The organism is Winogradskyella sp. 4-2091, from assembly GCF_045765065.1.
In the GTDB taxonomy this organism is placed as follows: domain Bacteria; phylum Bacteroidota; class Bacteroidia; order Flavobacteriales; family Flavobacteriaceae; genus Winogradskyella.
In genome coordinates this window covers 31351-46735 of the sequence record NZ_JBJKOD010000015.1, presented here as the reverse complement: position 1 = coordinate 46735, position 15385 = coordinate 31351, and the positions used below count along the sequence as shown (strand labels likewise).

Sequence of the window (15385 nt, the reverse complement as noted above, 5' to 3'; positions counted from 1 at the left end):
CATAATACGCTAATTTGTATTATGGTCTTCAATGCTTTAAGAGTGATCCTTATTGATTATCTACGAAGGTTTCCATAACACTATCACTTACACCCATATTACTAAACCCACCATCATTATATAAATTTTGGAGTGTAACACGTTTAGTTAAATCACTAAACAATGTGATCGTATAATTAGCACAATCCATAGCAGATGCATTACCTAACGGAGACATTTTTTCTGCATACGCAATAAAGCCATCAAAACCTTTTACACCACTACCAGCTGTTGTTGGTGTTGGAGATTGTGAAATAGTATTTACTCTCACTTTCTTATCGCGACCAAAGAAATAACCAAAACTACGTGCAATACTTTCTAAGTACGCTTTATTATCTGCCATATCATTATAATCTGGAAAAACACGTTGGGCAGCCATGTAAGTCAAAGCAACAATACTACCCCATTCATTCATAGCATCTGCTTTGTATAATGTTTGCATGACCTTGTGAAATGACATAGCGGAAACATCTGTGCCTTTTTGAGTCCATGCGTAATTTTGATCTGTGTAGTGTTTGCCTTTTCTTACATTAATAGACATACCAATAGAATGCAGTACAAAATCTATTTTACCACCTAAAATCTCCATTGATTGTTCTACTAGATTTTGCAAATCTTCTTCTGAAGTTGCATCTGCTGGTATTATTTGAGAACCCGTTTTTTCAGCAAGCTCATTTATTTGACCCATTCTCATAGCAACAGGTGCATTTGTAAGAACAAACGTTCCGCCTTCCTCATGCACTCTAACCGCAGTTTTCCAAGCTATAGAGTTTTCGTCTAATGCTCCAAAAATGATTCCCCTTTTTCCTTTTAGTAAGTTGTAAGACATAATGTTTTGTTGTTAGTTTATTTAAATTGGTAAATAATTAATTTTTAATTCAATAATTGTTTGGCATGAGCCATCGCAGAATCTGTAATACTCAATCCTCCTAGCATTTGTGCTATTTCAACAATACGCTCTTCTTCATTTAATTTTTTAAGTTGTGTATGCGTAATGTCTTTAATATCCGTTTTAAAAACTTTAAAGTGCGAAACACCTTTAGCCGCTATTTGTGGTAAATGCGTTATGGCAAATACTTGCATATGGCTACTCATTTGCTTCATAATATCTCCCATTTTATTTGAAATTTCTCCAGAAACACCTGTATCAATTTCATCAAACATAATAGAAGGTAATTGAATATATTCTGCTAGTATCGATTTTATAGCGAGCATAATACGTGAAAGCTCACCACCTGATGCTGATTTTTTTAGTTCATTAAAGCTAGATCCTTTATTGGCCATAAACAGAAATTGTAAATTATCTTTTCCGTTTGAAACAAATGTATCTCTAGACTCTAACTCAACTTTAAACTTAGCGTTAGGCATACCCAATAATGCTAAAATTGTTTCTAATTTTGAAACAAATATTGGAATAACTTTTTTTCTATTCTTAGTAATAGTTAATGCTAATTGATTGAGTTTCTTATTTGCTTTTAAGATTTCTTCTTCTTTAAGAAGTATAGCTTCATCTAAACTTTCAGTATTATCAATTTTGGATTTTAAATCAATTTTAATAACTAATAATTTCTCAATGGTAGAAACTGAATGCTTTTGAAATAAATTATTTATAATTTGAAGTTGATGATTAATCCGTTCTAATTCCTGAGGGTCTGATGATAAGTTTTCTTCTAAATTATCTAATTCTATTAAAATATCATCGATTTCTATACCAACACTAATTATACGTTCTTTTAAAGCTTGGTAAGATTTACCGAAATTTTCAATTTTAGAGAGCTCTTGTCTCACTGAAATAATTTGATCTGAAACACCTAAGGATTCAGCTGTTAAAATAGATTTTGAACTACTTATTTTCTCACCTATTATTTCAACATTATTTAATTCTTCATATTGCGCTTCTAACTCTTCAAGATTTACGTTTTCTAAATTAATTTCATTCAATTCTTTAGACAAAAATAAATTGTAATCGTATTCCTTTATTAATTCAGCTTTAGAAAGTTTTAAATTCTCTAAGGCCTTTTGAAGAGACTTATACACATTCAAACTTTTAGAAAACGAATCTAAATGCGACTGATTATTAGCCAAAGCATCAATAACTTTAAATTGGTAATCATCTTGTGTTAGTTGCTGTGTTTGGTGCTGCGAATGTATATCTATAAGATGTTTACTTAAGCTAATTAAACTCTCTAGATTCACTGGTGTGTCATTAATAAATGCTCTAGATTTACCAGAAGGCAGTATTTCTCGTCTTATTATGGTTTGCACATCATAGTCTAAGTCTAAATCATTGAACAAAGACTTTAAATTATAGTTAGCAAGATCAAAATTGGCTTCGATAATACATTTATCCTTTGCGTTTTTAACCTGACTTAGATCTGCACGCTTACCCAATACTAAAGATAAACCACCTAACAGGATAGATTTTCCTGCTCCTGTTTCACCAGTTATAATAGTTAGTCCGTTGTTAAAGGATACATTGAGCTCATCAATAAGAGCGTAGTTTTTTATGTATAGTGATGTAAGCAATCTTAATTAATTTTTACAATACGAAATTAAGTGATTATGGCTTAAAAATTGAAAACAGAAGAAGAAAAATGTCTAATGTTCTGAAAATATTCGGAATTCTAAAAAGCTAAAACACTTTCTTAAAACACTAATATTTAATATTACGCCACTTTTGCGAATACATTGGTGCTATTTTATTGAGAATATCTTTTGCATCAGCAACATTTACCTTAGGACCTCCATTAAGTATATCTAATATCTCATCTGCTTTGGCATCAAAAAATACGCGCATTAGAAACGAATTTGGTCGTACGCTATGTACTTTTTTCAACTCATCAAAAACAGAAATGATCTTCGTCTTTCCATCTTTCTGGTTGTCATTCATAATATCTAACCCTTCTCTATGATACATGTATACCGCTGTTCGTATACTTTTATACGAAGGCGATATAATATTGTCAATTAATGCAAAACGCGACTGTAAACCGTCTTCTAATTTCCATCCTTGACCACTAAGCTGCTGTGAGTAATTAGCAATTGTCTGTGCTTGTTTAAAATAATCACTCCCTCCATTTAACTCAAAGGAATCTGCGTCCATTCCTAAAATCATATAGACGTGAAATGCCAAAACCGAAACTAAATTAGATTCAAACTGGCTTTCATTAAATACTAAATTTTGAAATTCTAAATATTGAAAATTAAAATCTTTGTCATTATAATTATAAATAGGCGAACTGTAAGTAGAATTAAAAATTGGACGCGATGACGATACTTGTATCGATGCAGAAAAAGCGTCATTATTATTTTCTCTTACATTGATAACCATACCACAGTTAATACGCTCGTGTGCCTCAAAAGATTTGTTGGTCCACTTCGTATTATTTACGAATTCTGTTAACTGCTTTTCTAAAGTTTTAAAAATAATATCATTTTCATTTCCTGTTTGCTGAGCAATTACATTAACTGTACAATTAAGCTCTTGTGAAAATGAAATACTTGAAGCTAGTAAAGCAAATAAAAGAAATAATTTACGCATGAGTTTGTTTTAGTATAAGTTCCATTAAGTCTTGAGCCACTTCTCTTTTAGACTTTAAGTCGTTTTCTATAATTTCATTAGTAGATGTAATAAATGTAACTTTATTTGTTGACACTCCAAAACCTGCACCTTTATCTTGCAAGGAATTTAAAACAATAAGATCTAAATTCTTAGATTTTAGTTTCCCTTTTGCGTGTTCTAGAGCATTATTTGTTTCTAAAGCAAAACCCACTAAAAATTGATGTGATTTAATCTCACCAAGTGATTTTAAAATATCTTTAGTTTTTTCTAACTCAATAGTAAACGTAAATTCCTTCTTTTTTATTTTCTGACTAGCCACATTTTTTGGTCTATAATCGGCAACTGCAGCAGAAAGAATTGCAATATCAGTTTCTTTATAATGCTTATGTACCTCATTGTACATTTCATCTGCACTTGTTACGGGATTGACAGTCACAAAATTATTTCCTGTTTTTTGGTGTGTTGGTCCAGTAACCAAAATAACCTCAGCTCCTAAACCTGCCGCTGCATTTGCGATTGCAAAACCCATTTTGCCACTTGAATGATTACCAATAAAGCGCACAGGATCTATCGCTTCATATGTTGGACCAGCAGTAATTAACACCCTTTTACCTTTAAGTGGTAGTTGATCTAATATATCCTTCTCTATATAATTAAAAATATCTTCAGGTTCTGCCATTCTACCTTCACCTACTAATCCACTTGCTAATTCACCTGTACCTGCAGGAATGAGCTTATTACCAAATGAAATCAGTTTTTCAAAAGAAGCTTTTGTAGTTTCATGCTTATACATATCTAAATCCATTGCTGGCGCAAAATAAACTGGGCATTTAGCCGAAAGATACGTTGCTAATAATATGTTATCGCATACACCATTTGCCATTTTAGCCATAGTGTTAGCCGTTGCAGGTGCAATTATTAATAGATCAGCCCAAAGGCCTAAATCAACATGATTATTCCAAACCTGACTGTCATCTCCATCTTCTGTAAAAGATGAGTAAACAGGGTTTTTAGATAAAGTAGAAAGTGTAAGTGGTGTTATAAAATCCTTAGAAGCAGGTGTCATAACGACTTTAACGTTAGCACCTGCTTTTATAAATAATCTTACTAAGTTAGCAGATTTATATGCGGCAATACCAGCTGTAATGCCTAATAAAATGTTTTTGTCTTTTAAAATAGACATTTAATTAAGACTGAGGATCCTCAGTATTTCTATGATAAATTTTATCATCTAACCACTCTTTTACAGCTAGTGCGTGTGGTTTTGGTAATTTTTCGTAAAACTTAGAAACTTCGATTTGCTCTTTGTTTTCAAAAATTTCTTCAAGACTATCGTTATATGTTGCAAACTCTTCAAGTTTATCAATTAACTCTCTTCTTATGTCAGTATTGATTTGCTCTGCACGTTTTGCAATAACTGAAATTGCTTCATAGATGTTATCCGTTGGTGCATCTATTTCATTTCTGTTGTAAGTTACTGAACTTACTGGTGCATCTGTCTTTTTTAAATCCATCATTATATAATAGTTTAACTTTTTGTCTTTAATGTATTCAACTCTTCTTGTAATTGGTTGTACAATGCCGTAGCATTCTGAATATTTTCTGAGTTTGGGTATGCTTTCTTTAAAGCATTATAATAGCCAATTGCTTCATTGAGTCGTTCTTCCTTTAAATACTCTACACTTAAAATGGCTAAATTATAAGCAGCATCTAATCTGTAATAAAAAGCTTCACTTCTTAATGTCGTTCCTGGGAACTCTAATAAAAAGTTATTGAATGATTTAATTGATGCTTTATAGTCTTTAATTAAATCATATTGCTTTGCAATTTCGAATGCCTTTTTCTCTAATTTAAAATCTAATTCTTTTACCAAAGTATTAGCTTCACTTAAATATTGAGAATTAGGATTAGCATTTACAAACAACTGTAATTTTTCAATCGCTTCTATAGTCTCTTTTTGTTCTTTAGAGTAAATAGGTGAATTGTAATAATAACCTTTAGCAGATAAAAATGAAGCTTGTTCTGCCTTCTCACTCTGCGGGTAAATATCCGTAAACTTATCTAAATGATAACTAGACCTATAATACTCTTTCATATTATACAAACACATAGCATGCATAAATGTTAATTTCTCTGCCTGAGGTTTTCCTCTATACTTCTGAAGAATTTGATCTAGTAATCTAAATGATTTTGCCCACTTCCCGTCATTATAAAGTTCTTCAGCCATATCAAATTTGGCCGAAGTATCTTCAGATTTTAGGGTTTTCTGAAAATCACTACATGATACTAATATTAAAGTAACAAGTAATATGTAAAGTCCTCTCTTCATAAATTTTAAACAGACTGCAAAAGTAAACATTATAAACGGAATTTAAAAACAATTATTATTGGCTAATTTAAACGTTGTTTTTAGGCTAATTAGGTATTTATATAAAGTTTAACTTTTACCTAATATTTTCAATTCGTTTTTTATAGCATCTTTTAGGTTTTCTGTAGCTTCAACTAGCGGCAATCGCACATTTGAATTTGAAATATTAAGAGCTTCTAAAACAGCTTTTATACCAGCCGGATTGTTCTCTGAAAATATTAAACCTACAATTGGCATAAGCTTAAAATGAATATCATACGCTTCCTTCGCCTTGCGAGCAATACCTAAACGAATCATTTCAGAAAATTCCTTTGGTAATGCTTGTCCTATCACAGAAATAACACCAGAACCTCCTGCTAATGCTACACCCAAAGCTAAGTCGTCATCACCAGAAAGTATTAAAAAACCTTTTGGCTTAGTCCTTAAAAGCTCTAAATATTGATGCACATTATTACCTGCTTCTTTTACGGCTACAATATTTTCAAAATCCTTAGCTAATCTCAATGTTGTCTCTGGCAACATATTAGAAGATGTTCTACCAGGAACATTATATAGTATTATAGGTTTTGGTGAAACTAATGCAATTGCTTTAAAATGCTGATAAATACCTTCTTGTGTTGGCTTACTGTAATATGGAGAAACTGACAAAATTCCGTCAATTTCAGTAAAGTCCGTAGCTTTAATTTCTTCCACTACAGTTGCTGTATTATTACCACCAATTCCAAGTACAAGCGGCAATCTTCCATTATTTACTTTAGCTATAAAAGCTATTAATTCCTTTTTTTCTTCTGCAGTTACGGTAACACTTTCTCCAGTTGTTCCACTTATTACTAAATAATCAGTTCCGTTTGCAATATTGTATTCTACAAGACGCTCTAATGCTTCAAAATCGATACTTAAATCCGCATTAAAAGGTGTAATTAACGCTACACCAGTTCCTATAAACTTTGTCATTATAATTTTTTTAGTATGTTTAAATATTTCTTCAATTCTTGCTTAAATATATTGATGTTCTTTAATTCTACATCAATAATTAAATCGTAGAGTCTTTCATCTTCATTTGAAATTCCAACTTTAAAATTAGCTTTAGATATAGCCGTAATTTGATTTAATTGTAATACCGGATTTTTAAAAAAACAAATCAGCATATCAAACGGCTCATCAATAAAAGATTGTAAATCTTGGTTTTTTATTTTACCATTCCATCCAAAATCTTTTGGACTATAATGCGCATTCCACTGATTGTGCTCTAATTTATCATCCATAGTAAAGGCCACAATCTTATGTTTTGGCGATGTTAAGCCTAATTCTTTAAAATAGACTCTAAACACCTCAAACTCATGAAACTCATTAGCATTTAATAAAACCGCGACTGTTTTTACTTTACTATTGTTTACAGAAGGTTTTCGTTCTGCCAACAATTTGTTCACATATTTTCGATTTGATTTTTCTTTAAATGCTTTTAAAATCATTTATCTTTAGCCTTTGTGCAAATTTAATAAAAGCACTCACATTTTAATACAAACTTTATATAAGTTATTCAATGACTATTAAACACACACTAAAACTTTGTTTTTTACTACTGCTTTTTACTTGTTCTTCTTCGCAAGTTTCTAAAATTGAAGGTAAACGCATAAATATTGACGAGACCTTAGAGCCCAATAAAGAAGTAGAAGATTTTATTAAACCTTACAGAGAACATGTTAATGCAGATATGGATAATATTATCTCTTACGCATTAGACACTTATTCTAAATCTGATGGCGAATTAAATACTGCTATCGGAAATTTGATGGCTGATGCTGTCTATGATGAAGGTAACGAGGTGTTCCTTAAAAAAACTAGCGAACATATAGATTTTGTTTTGTTAAACCATGGTGGTATTCGTGCTATTATATCTCAAGGAAATATTACAACAAGAACAGCTTATGAAGTAATGCCGTTTGAAAACTCTGTAGTTGTGGTAGCCATGAAAGGCAATAAAGTTAATGAAATGATGGACTATTTAGCAAAAGCTAAACGCGCTCATCCTATTTCTAAACAGCTTCAACTTACTTTAACGGTTGATGACAAAATTAAGTCTGCAACAGTATTAGGAGAACCAATTGATCCTAAAAAAACGTATTACGTTGCTACTAACGATTATCTCTATAATGGTGGAGATGGTATGACGTTTTTTCAACCCAATGAAGGTTTAACCATCTTAGATTATAAAATTAGAAACGTATTAATTGATAATTTTAAGAAGACAGACACCTTAAATCCAAAGATCGACAACAGATTTATCAAATTAAAGTTTTAAAACGATGAAAAGAAGACAATTTATACAAAAATCCACTGCTGCAACCGTTTTAGCTGGTGTTGGCGGACTTAGTTTACAATCTTTTGATTCGTCTAAAATCACTAAGATTACCATACTGCACACCAACGATGTTCACAGTCATATTGATCCTTTTGGACCAGATGACGGCAGAAATGCGAATAAAGGAGGTGTTGCAAGACGTGCAACCTTAGTGGAATCTATAAGACAAGAAAATCCGAATACTTTATTATTAGATGCTGGCGACATTTTTCAAGGCACACCATATTTTAACTATTATGGAGGCGAATTGGAATTTAAGCTTATGAGCATGCTAAAATACGATTTAGCCACAATTGGAAATCATGATTTTGATAACGGAATTGATGGTCTTTATGCACAGATTCCTCATGCTGACTTTGAATTCGTTTCTGCCAACTATGACTTTTCAAATACTGTAATGGATACGCATGTAAAACCTTATAAAATTTTAATTAAAGACGGAATTAAAATTGGTGTTTTTGGATTAGGAATTAAGCTAGAAGGTTTAGTGGATAAAAAAATGTATAAAGAAACCGTATATCACGATCCTATTGAAAAAGCACAAGACATGTCTCGAATTTTGAAGGAAGAAGAAAAATGTGATTTAGTTATTTGCCTTTCTCATATAGGCTATAATTATAAGAATAAGCCAAACAAAGTTAGCGACTTAAAATTAGCAAGAGCAACAAAAGATATTGATCTTATTATTGGAGGACACACGCACACCTTTTTACCTAAACCTACGATTGAAAAAAATAGTGTTGGTAAAAATGTCTTAGTTAATCAAGTTGGTTGTTATGGATTATATCTTGGTAAAGTAGATTTTTATTTTAATTCTGGAAAAAACATTAAAGCAGATGGCGCTTCCATAGTTGTGTAATTAGAGCTCAGAGTAATTTTAGATTAATCATTTAGAGAAACTACTATCCGTAAATAGATAATGGATTGAAACATTAATACTTTAAAAACAAATCATACTAAACTCGAATGGAATTCAAAGGATGACGCCAAAACTTAAAAGAAATATTAAACGAGTTATTCCATTTGGTTTAATCTGGCTGATATTTGGTATCATCTTTTTAATAATTGAGTATGCCGCCACAAAAGATTTTGGCTATACAATCAATGGCGTCATAAAACTAGATTATAAAATTGTATTATTTGCCTTGCCTGTTGTTACAATTGTTGGTTTGATATTAGGAATCATTGAACTACTTTTTATAAACCAATTGTTTTTAAAAAAAAGTTTCTTAACCAAAGTCATAGGAAAGTCAATTATCTACTCTCTATTTCTCTTTATTATAATTTGTATCGCTTATCCTGTAGCAGCGAGTATTGAATTAAAAACAAATATTTTCGACGAGCAAATTTTGAACAAATTCAGTGAATTCATCAATAGTATAAGCTTTATTAGTACTAGTTTTCAAATGGCTGTTTCACTTGTTTTTACACTTTTTTACAATGAAATAAGTGAAAAAGTTGGTCCTAATTCATTTTCAAATTTTATAACAGGCAAATATCATAAGCCAAAAATTGAAAACAGGATTTTTATGTTTCTGGATATGAAATCGTCAACAGCAATTGCTGAAAAAATTGGCCACCATCAATATTTCAAGCTTTTAAATGAATACTATAATGTAATTTCAGAAGCAGTAATAACATATTCTGGTGAAGTTTATCAATACGTAGGTGATGAAATGGTTGTATCATGGAAAGTTTCAAAGAATATAAACAATAATTGCATTTATTGCTTCTTCAAAATGAAACACGACTTAGAAAATCGAAAATCTAAATTTATTGATAAATATAAAGTACATCCAACTTTTAAAGCCGGAATTCATTTTGGCGAGGTTACAACTGGTGAAATCGGAAGAATAAAAAAAGATGTGGTTTTTACGGGTGATACTTTAAATACGACTGCGAGAATTCAAGGTTTATGTAATGAACTTTCCGTTGACCTATTAATATCTTCTCAGCTATTAAATATATTAAATTTGGACCATCCATATTCCATAAAATTTAAAGGTAATAATGAGTTAAAAGGAAGAAAAGAAGTGGTTGACTTATATACTATTGAAGAACAAGTTAAAAGTGACAACACACTCGACTAATTGATCAATTAGGTGTTTTCAACTTCTAAAGGTTCGTCAATATATGCTGCTATCGGCTCAGTAACTTTATATTGAGACTGTGCATATAAAAAGACGAAGGCAATTACTAGAAAGAAGGCATAAATGTATCCCAAACTGTCATCATTTAAAATGTAGAAATACGCTAATTGAATTATTTCTGAAAACGTAAGGAATATAGTAGCCAATAAAAATAGCATAGACTTTGAGTTATTGCGATACATATAATCGATAAGCGCAATGGATAATAATGCCATAACAACACCATTGTAAGTATATTCTAAAATATATTGTGAGGTAGTCAACACACCTTCTGTTGTATTTGAGATTAGCGATACACAGAATATATCTAAAACAACTAAAACTAAAATCGGAATGGTTAATTCAGAAAATATTGTTCTTAATCTCAGTTGCCTAATCGTTTTAAGTATTAACAGAACATAAGACACTATATAAAGCATATTACTAACAAAGTATAAATAATCAACTTCATCTGCCTTAACTTCAGGAGTGTGCCAAGAAATTGCTCCTAATACTTGTGCTAAAGTAAATGTAATAAGAAATGTAATAAAGAATTTAGATCTAACTTTCGAACGTCCAATATAAAAAATTGTAAATAATACTAGCGCGATTGCACTTACGTAGGCGCCTTCTACCTCCAAGGTTAAACCTTGCAGCGAAATATAAACTCCTCCCAGCAGTAGCAATATTATTTTTATCGTTCTATTTAATAACATTATAATTGATCCCTTAATTATGGAAGCAAATATAAACATTTTTTTAACACTTTAACGAATAAATTATGTATTTCATCGAATAAATAGCTGTTTTTCTGTAAGAATTTATTTCAATTTACTCAAAAAGTCTAATTCTGTTAGTATTTGAATATTCAATTTTTCGGCTTTTGTCCGCTTACTTGGTCCCATTTTATCACCTGCAACGAGATAAGATGTTTTAGATGAGATAGATGAAGACACCTTTCCTCCATTATCTTCTATGAGTTTTTTAAGCTCATTCCTAGAAATCGTTTCAAATACGCCAGACACCACTATAGACAACCCCTTTAACTTATCAGTTTGGTTAGCAAGTTTCTCAGCTGAGATTTCTAATTGCACTCCAAACCCTTTTAAGCGCTCTATAATCAATTTATTTTCTTCTGAAGAGAAAAACTCCACAACACTCTGCGCAATGCGCTCTCCTATTTCATCAACCGTAACTAAATCTAATAGCGATGCATACATTAAAGCATCGATAGATTTATAATGCCTAGCCAATTTCTTGGCAACCGTTTCACCTACATAACGAATGCCTAAAGCAAATAGTACACGCTCAAACGGAATTTGCTTAGAAGCCTTAATACCATTAACCAAGTTTACAGCACTTTTTTCTGCCATTCGTTCTAACGGAATCACTTGTTCCACAGTTAATTCATATAAATCTGAATAATTATAAATTAGGCCTTCCTTAACTAATAAAGCAACCGTCTCACCTCCTAGTCCATCAATATCCATAGCTTTCCTAGAGATATAATGTTGAATTCTACCTACCACTTGTGGTGGACAGCCTATATAATTAGGACAGTAATGTTTTGCCTCACCTTCTAATCTAACTAATTCTGTACCACATTCAGGACAACTAGCAATATAACTCGTTGGTATAGAATCCGCAGGACGCTTTGTTAGGTCTACCGAAATTATCTTTGGAATAATCTCGCCTCCTTTTTCTACAAAAACCTCATCGCCTACTCTAATATCTAATTTTTCAATCTGGTCTGCATTATGAAGCGAAGCTCGTTTAACCGTTGTACCAGCCAATTCTACAGGTTCTAAATTAGCAACAGGTGTTATAGCTCCTGTTCTTCCAACTTGATATGTAATTTCATTTAAACGTGTAGAAACTTGTTCGGCCTTAAACTTATACGCCATAGCCCAACGTGGTGCTTTTGCAGTAAAACCTAATTCATCTTGTTGGTATAGATTATTTACTTTAACTACAACACCATCTATCTCGTAAGGTAAATTGTGTCTGTTTTTATCCCAATAGTCTACATACTCTAAAACCTCATCAATAGATTTTACTAATTTGGCTTCTTTTGGCACTTTAAATCCCCAAGCTCTAGCTTTTTCTAAACCTTCGTATTGCGAAGTTAAATTTAGATTGTTGCCCACTATACTATATAAAAGACATTCTAAAGGACGCTTTGCCACTTCTGAACTATCTTGAAGCTTTAAACTTCCTGATGCCGTATTTCTTGGGTTTTTATAAGGTTCTTCCTCGTTTTCGATGCGTTCCGCATTCATTTTTAAAAAGCCTTCAATAGGTAAAACAATTTCGCCTCGTATATCAAAACGTTCTGGAAAATCGCCTTTCAATTGAAGCGGAACGGTATTAATGGTTTTTATATTCGCCGTAACTTCATCGCCTTGCACACCATCGCCTCGTGTGACTGCCCTTAATAATTTACCATTTTCATAGGTTAAACTCATAGATGCGCCATCGTACTTTAACTCACACATATAGTTAACGTCGCCATCTACCATTTTTTTGATTCGTGTTTCCCAATCCAACAAATCTTCTTTAGAGTATGAATTATCTAAAGAATACATTCGAGAATCATGAACCGTTGTTTTAAAATTTTTAGTCACTGCACCACCAACACGTTGTGTTGGCGAATTAGCATCAAAAAACTCAGGATGCTTTTCTTCTAAAGCTTGAAGTTCTTTTAATTTTATATCGAAATCATAATCACTTATCGTTGCATCATCTAAAATGTAATAATTGTAGTTGTGCTGACGTAATTCTTCTCTAAGTGATTCTATTTGTTGTTTTGTGTTCATTATTAAATTATTCTTTTAGAAGATTTTTAAAATCTTCAAATATTATTTTCTGGTCATAACTAAAAGCCATTGCTCTCGTATGAAAAATGAATAAATAGTTTTTATAGGTATAGAAAAATGGATTTGTATTAAAGTAAAAGACTGTTCCACCTTTCTTTTCAATATTTTCGTGAGCAATTTTGGCTAAAGTTTGTGTTTTAAATTCCCATTGTTCAATTATTCCATCTTCAATCCAATTGTCATCCATATCATCTCTGTAAAAATAAGACCAAATACTTACTGTATTTTCAAAAACCTCAACATCAAAATCCTCTAATTCATCTTTGAAATTTTTGGACTTAACAAATCGGCTAATTCCTGTTTCATCAAAAGTTAATTCATAAAATGGCTTCTCTTTAAAAAACACAGGTTTCTTTGAACTATTTTTTCCTAAGCCATATATTTTTTTAGCGCGAATTGTATCATGCTTCCATCTTCCTAATTCTAATCTATTAGTCAATACAATAAACTCATGAATTGGCGAATTACCAGTAAGTGCATCTTTTTTATTAATTTGTGATTCTTTATAAAGTGTAGTCGAATCGGCTGCCTCAATAACTTCTTTCTTATTTTCTACCACTGGAATAGATTGTTTTTCTTTCTTACAAGAGAAACAAATAATCAAAACAAAAAAAGAAATTAAACTTCTCATTCTATACCTTTTTACCCTTCAACATTCTATTATTTCCATTTAAGTCTTTCAATAATTTAACAGCTTCAAAATTAGTGTTAGTTAGTAAAGCCTTCGTTTCTTCTCCAAGATATTGATTTATTTCAAAATACAATTGTCCTTTTGATTTTAAGATTTTTTCCGCGAATGCTGTTATGGCTTTATAAAATAGTAACGGATTATCATCTTCTACAAACAATGCTAAATGTGGTTCATTGTTTAAAACATTGGGTTTAATTTCTTGTTTTTCTAGGTTTCTAACATATGGTGGATTAGAAACAATAATATCGAATTTAGATGCCGCATCAAGTGCGGAATGACAAGTTTCGTCTAAAATACTGGCTTCAATAAAATGGGCATTAACCTTATTTAATTCAGCATTTTGCTTTGCCATCTTTAAAGCATCTGGACTTACATCTAGTGCATAAACTTCGGCATTCGGTAAGTTTTTAGCTAAAGAAATGGCTATGCAACCAGAACCTGTACCAATGTCTAAAATTTTAAGTTTAGATGCTTCGCTTTGTTCTGAATGACTTCGGATAATCAAATCCACCAACTCTTCTGTTTCAGGTCGTGGAATTAATACATTTTCATTCAATTTAAAAGGTAATCCAAAGAATTCCGTTTCGCCTAGTAAATACTGAATTGGTTTTTGTTGTTTTAAATGCTCTAAGGCTTTAAAAAACGTTTCGGTTTCAGGTTTTGTGATGGCTAATTCTGGTTCTAACGTTAATTGAATTCTTGCTATATTCAAATAATGTTCTGTGCACAAATAGAAAAAACTATTCACTTCATGCTGACCATAAATTGCATCTAATTCTATATGAAATATATTCTGAAGTTCTTTTAAAACCATAACCTACAAATCTTTAAGCATCCAAACCGTACACGAGTAATGACCAGTATTTCCGAGTGGTTTATCAATAGATTTAAATCCTACTTTTCTGTATAATTTGCGCGCATCATCCATATAAGGCAAGGTTTCTAAATAGCATTGAGCAAAACCAGCTTGTTTGGCAAAATCAAGACATTTCTGCATCATTTCTGAACCTAAACCTTTACCTCTAGCTTCTGGCATAAAGTACATTTTTTGTAGTTCACAGATATTACCTTCGTAATTATCTAATGGCGAAATTCCTGCACCACCAATAACGTCATTACCAGCTTCAACTATAAAATAGGCTTTCTTTTCTGCACTGTAGGTTTCCGTCATACAATCTAAAGCTGAATCTTCATAGGCTGTGCCCACTTTTGGAACACCCATTTCTATTAAAACATTACGAATCGCCTTCGCAATTTTAGGGTTATCCTTAGCTTCAATTTCTCGAATAACAATAGTATCTTTACGCACTTAATAATTAGGTTTTAGCAATTTCAAAAATACGTATAAAAACAATTTT

At 31.6% G+C, this 15385-nt stretch carries 16 protein-coding genes; 3 read left to right on the top strand and 13 right to left on the bottom strand.

Translation table 11 applies throughout. The features are described 5' to 3' along the window. Nucleotides 1-49: 49 nt before the first annotated feature. The 8 genes from ACJBCC_RS15390 to ACJBCC_RS15355 all read right to left on the bottom strand — a co-directional run bounded on the left by ACJBCC_RS15390 (nt 50) and on the right by ACJBCC_RS15355 (nt 7441). Nucleotides 50-868: an enoyl-ACP reductase gene (locus ACJBCC_RS15390; protein WP_299103189.1), complete on the bottom strand. Its 819-nt coding sequence runs from the start codon at nt 866-868 to the stop codon at nt 50-52. Nucleotides 869-912: 44 nt separating this feature from the next. Beyond that, nucleotides 913-2565, bottom strand: coding sequence for a DNA repair protein RecN (gene recN, locus ACJBCC_RS15385; protein ID WP_407557674.1), 1653 nt, complete (start codon nt 2563-2565; stop codon nt 913-915). Nucleotides 2566-2692: 127 nt separating this feature from the next. Beyond that, a complete protein-coding gene (locus ACJBCC_RS15380) occupies nt 2693-3580 on the bottom strand; it encodes a DUF4835 family protein (protein ID WP_407557673.1) in 888 nt (295 codons plus the stop codon). After that, nucleotides 3573-4784 carry a bifunctional phosphopantothenoylcysteine decarboxylase/phosphopantothenate--cysteine ligase CoaBC gene (gene coaBC, locus ACJBCC_RS15375; protein ID WP_407557672.1) on the bottom strand — a complete coding sequence of 404 codons (1212 nt, stop codon included), beginning with the start codon at nt 4782-4784 and terminating at the stop codon, nt 3573-3575. The genes ACJBCC_RS15380 and coaBC overlap by 8 nt, the downstream gene beginning before the upstream one ends. 4 nt (nt 4785-4788) lie before the next feature. Then, entirely contained in the window at nt 4789-5115 is a 327-nt protein-coding gene (locus ACJBCC_RS15370; RefSeq protein ID WP_299103246.1) for a DNA-directed RNA polymerase subunit omega, read from the bottom strand. A 14-nt stretch (nt 5116-5129) separates the two neighbouring features. Next, nucleotides 5130-5930, bottom strand: coding sequence for an outer membrane protein assembly factor BamD (locus tag ACJBCC_RS15365; RefSeq protein WP_407557671.1), 801 nt, complete (start codon nt 5928-5930; stop codon nt 5130-5132). 108 nt (nt 5931-6038) lie between these two features. Further along, nucleotides 6039-6923, bottom strand: a complete 885-nt coding sequence (gene dapA, locus ACJBCC_RS15360) for a 4-hydroxy-tetrahydrodipicolinate synthase (RefSeq protein WP_299103180.1) — start codon at nt 6921-6923, stop codon at nt 6039-6041. Continuing rightward, nucleotides 6923-7441: a DUF6913 domain-containing protein gene (locus tag ACJBCC_RS15355; RefSeq protein WP_299103178.1), complete on the bottom strand. Its 519-nt coding sequence runs from the start codon at nt 7439-7441 to the stop codon at nt 6923-6925. Before ACJBCC_RS15355 ends, dapA begins: the two co-directional genes overlap by 1 nt. Nucleotides 7442-7512: 71 nt before the next feature. Between ACJBCC_RS15355 and ACJBCC_RS15350 the strand changes: the two genes are divergently transcribed. The 3 genes from ACJBCC_RS15350 (at nt 7513) to ACJBCC_RS15340 (ending at nt 10421) form a co-directional block, all read left to right on the top strand. Then, the gene (locus ACJBCC_RS15350; protein ID WP_299103176.1) at nt 7513-8271 is read left to right on the top strand and encodes a 5'-nucleotidase C-terminal domain-containing protein; all 759 of its coding nucleotides are present in this window, start codon (nt 7513-7515) and stop codon (nt 8269-8271) included. Between the two features lie 4 nt (nt 8272-8275). Then, a complete protein-coding gene (locus ACJBCC_RS15345) occupies nt 8276-9190 on the top strand; it encodes a bifunctional UDP-sugar hydrolase/5'-nucleotidase (RefSeq protein ID WP_299103174.1) in 915 nt (304 codons plus the stop codon). A gap of 121 nt (nt 9191-9311) precedes the next feature. Then, complete coding sequence (locus tag ACJBCC_RS15340; protein WP_407557670.1) at nt 9312-10421, top strand: adenylate/guanylate cyclase domain-containing protein; 1110 nt, start codon at nt 9312-9314, stop codon at nt 10419-10421. Nucleotides 10422-10429: 8 nt separating this feature from the next. Here the strand turns inward: ACJBCC_RS15340 and ACJBCC_RS15335 are convergent, their stop codons facing one another. The 5 genes from ACJBCC_RS15335 to ACJBCC_RS15315 all read right to left on the bottom strand — a co-directional run bounded on the left by ACJBCC_RS15335 (nt 10430) and on the right by ACJBCC_RS15315 (nt 15336). Continuing rightward, on the bottom strand, nt 10430-11101 hold the full coding sequence (locus tag ACJBCC_RS15335) for a hypothetical protein (protein WP_299103169.1): 672 nt from the start codon (nt 11099-11101) through the stop codon (nt 10430-10432). Between the two features lie 180 nt (nt 11102-11281). Next, entirely contained in the window at nt 11282-13276 is a 1995-nt protein-coding gene (gene ligA, locus ACJBCC_RS15330) for an NAD-dependent DNA ligase LigA (protein ID WP_407557669.1), read from the bottom strand. 7 nt (nt 13277-13283) lie between these two features. Continuing rightward, nucleotides 13284-13967: a hypothetical protein gene (locus ACJBCC_RS15325; protein ID WP_407557668.1), complete on the bottom strand. Its 684-nt coding sequence runs from the start codon at nt 13965-13967 to the stop codon at nt 13284-13286. Nucleotide 13968: 1 nt separating this feature from the next. Beyond that, a complete protein-coding gene (prmC, locus tag ACJBCC_RS15320; RefSeq protein ID WP_407557667.1) occupies nt 13969-14841 on the bottom strand; it encodes a peptide chain release factor N(5)-glutamine methyltransferase in 873 nt (290 codons plus the stop codon). Nucleotides 14842-14844: 3 nt separating this feature from the next. Then, on the bottom strand, nt 14845-15336 hold the full coding sequence (locus tag ACJBCC_RS15315) for a GNAT family N-acetyltransferase (RefSeq protein ID WP_407557666.1): 492 nt from the start codon (nt 15334-15336) through the stop codon (nt 14845-14847). Nucleotides 15337-15385 lie beyond the last annotated feature (49 nt).

Coding starts and splice junctions, on each gene's coding strand:
- ACJBCC_RS15390 (WP_299103189.1), bottom strand. CDS start 868: ATGTCTTACAACTTACTAAAAGGAAAAAGGGGAATCATTTTTGGAGCA.
- ACJBCC_RS15380 (WP_407557673.1), bottom strand. CDS start 3,580: ATGCGTAAATTATTTCTTTTATTTGCTTTACTAGCTTCAAGTATTTCA.
- coaBC (WP_407557672.1), bottom strand. CDS start 4,784: ATGTCTATTTTAAAAGACAAAAACATTTTATTAGGCATTACAGCTGGT.
- ACJBCC_RS15370 (WP_299103246.1), bottom strand. CDS start 5,115: ATGGATTTAAAAAAGACAGATGCACCAGTAAGTTCAGTAACTTACAAC.
- ACJBCC_RS15365 (WP_407557671.1), bottom strand. CDS start 5,930: ATGAAGAGAGGACTTTACATATTACTTGTTACTTTAATATTAGTATCA.
- dapA (WP_299103180.1), bottom strand. CDS start 6,923: ATGACAAAGTTTATAGGAACTGGTGTAGCGTTAATTACACCTTTTAAT.
- ACJBCC_RS15355 (WP_299103178.1), bottom strand. CDS start 7,441: ATGATTTTAAAAGCATTTAAAGAAAAATCAAATCGAAAATATGTGAAC.
- ACJBCC_RS15350 (WP_299103176.1), top strand. CDS start 7,513: ATGACTATTAAACACACACTAAAACTTTGTTTTTTACTACTGCTTTTT.
- ACJBCC_RS15345 (WP_299103174.1), top strand. CDS start 8,276: ATGAAAAGAAGACAATTTATACAAAAATCCACTGCTGCAACCGTTTTA.
- ACJBCC_RS15340 (WP_407557670.1), top strand. CDS start 9,312: ATGACGCCAAAACTTAAAAGAAATATTAAACGAGTTATTCCATTTGGT.
- ligA (WP_407557669.1), bottom strand. CDS start 13,276: ATGAACACAAAACAACAAATAGAATCACTTAGAGAAGAATTACGTCAG.
- ACJBCC_RS15325 (WP_407557668.1), bottom strand. CDS start 13,967: ATGAGAAGTTTAATTTCTTTTTTTGTTTTGATTATTTGTTTCTCTTGT.
- prmC (WP_407557667.1), bottom strand. CDS start 14,841: ATGGTTTTAAAAGAACTTCAGAATATATTTCATATAGAATTAGATGCA.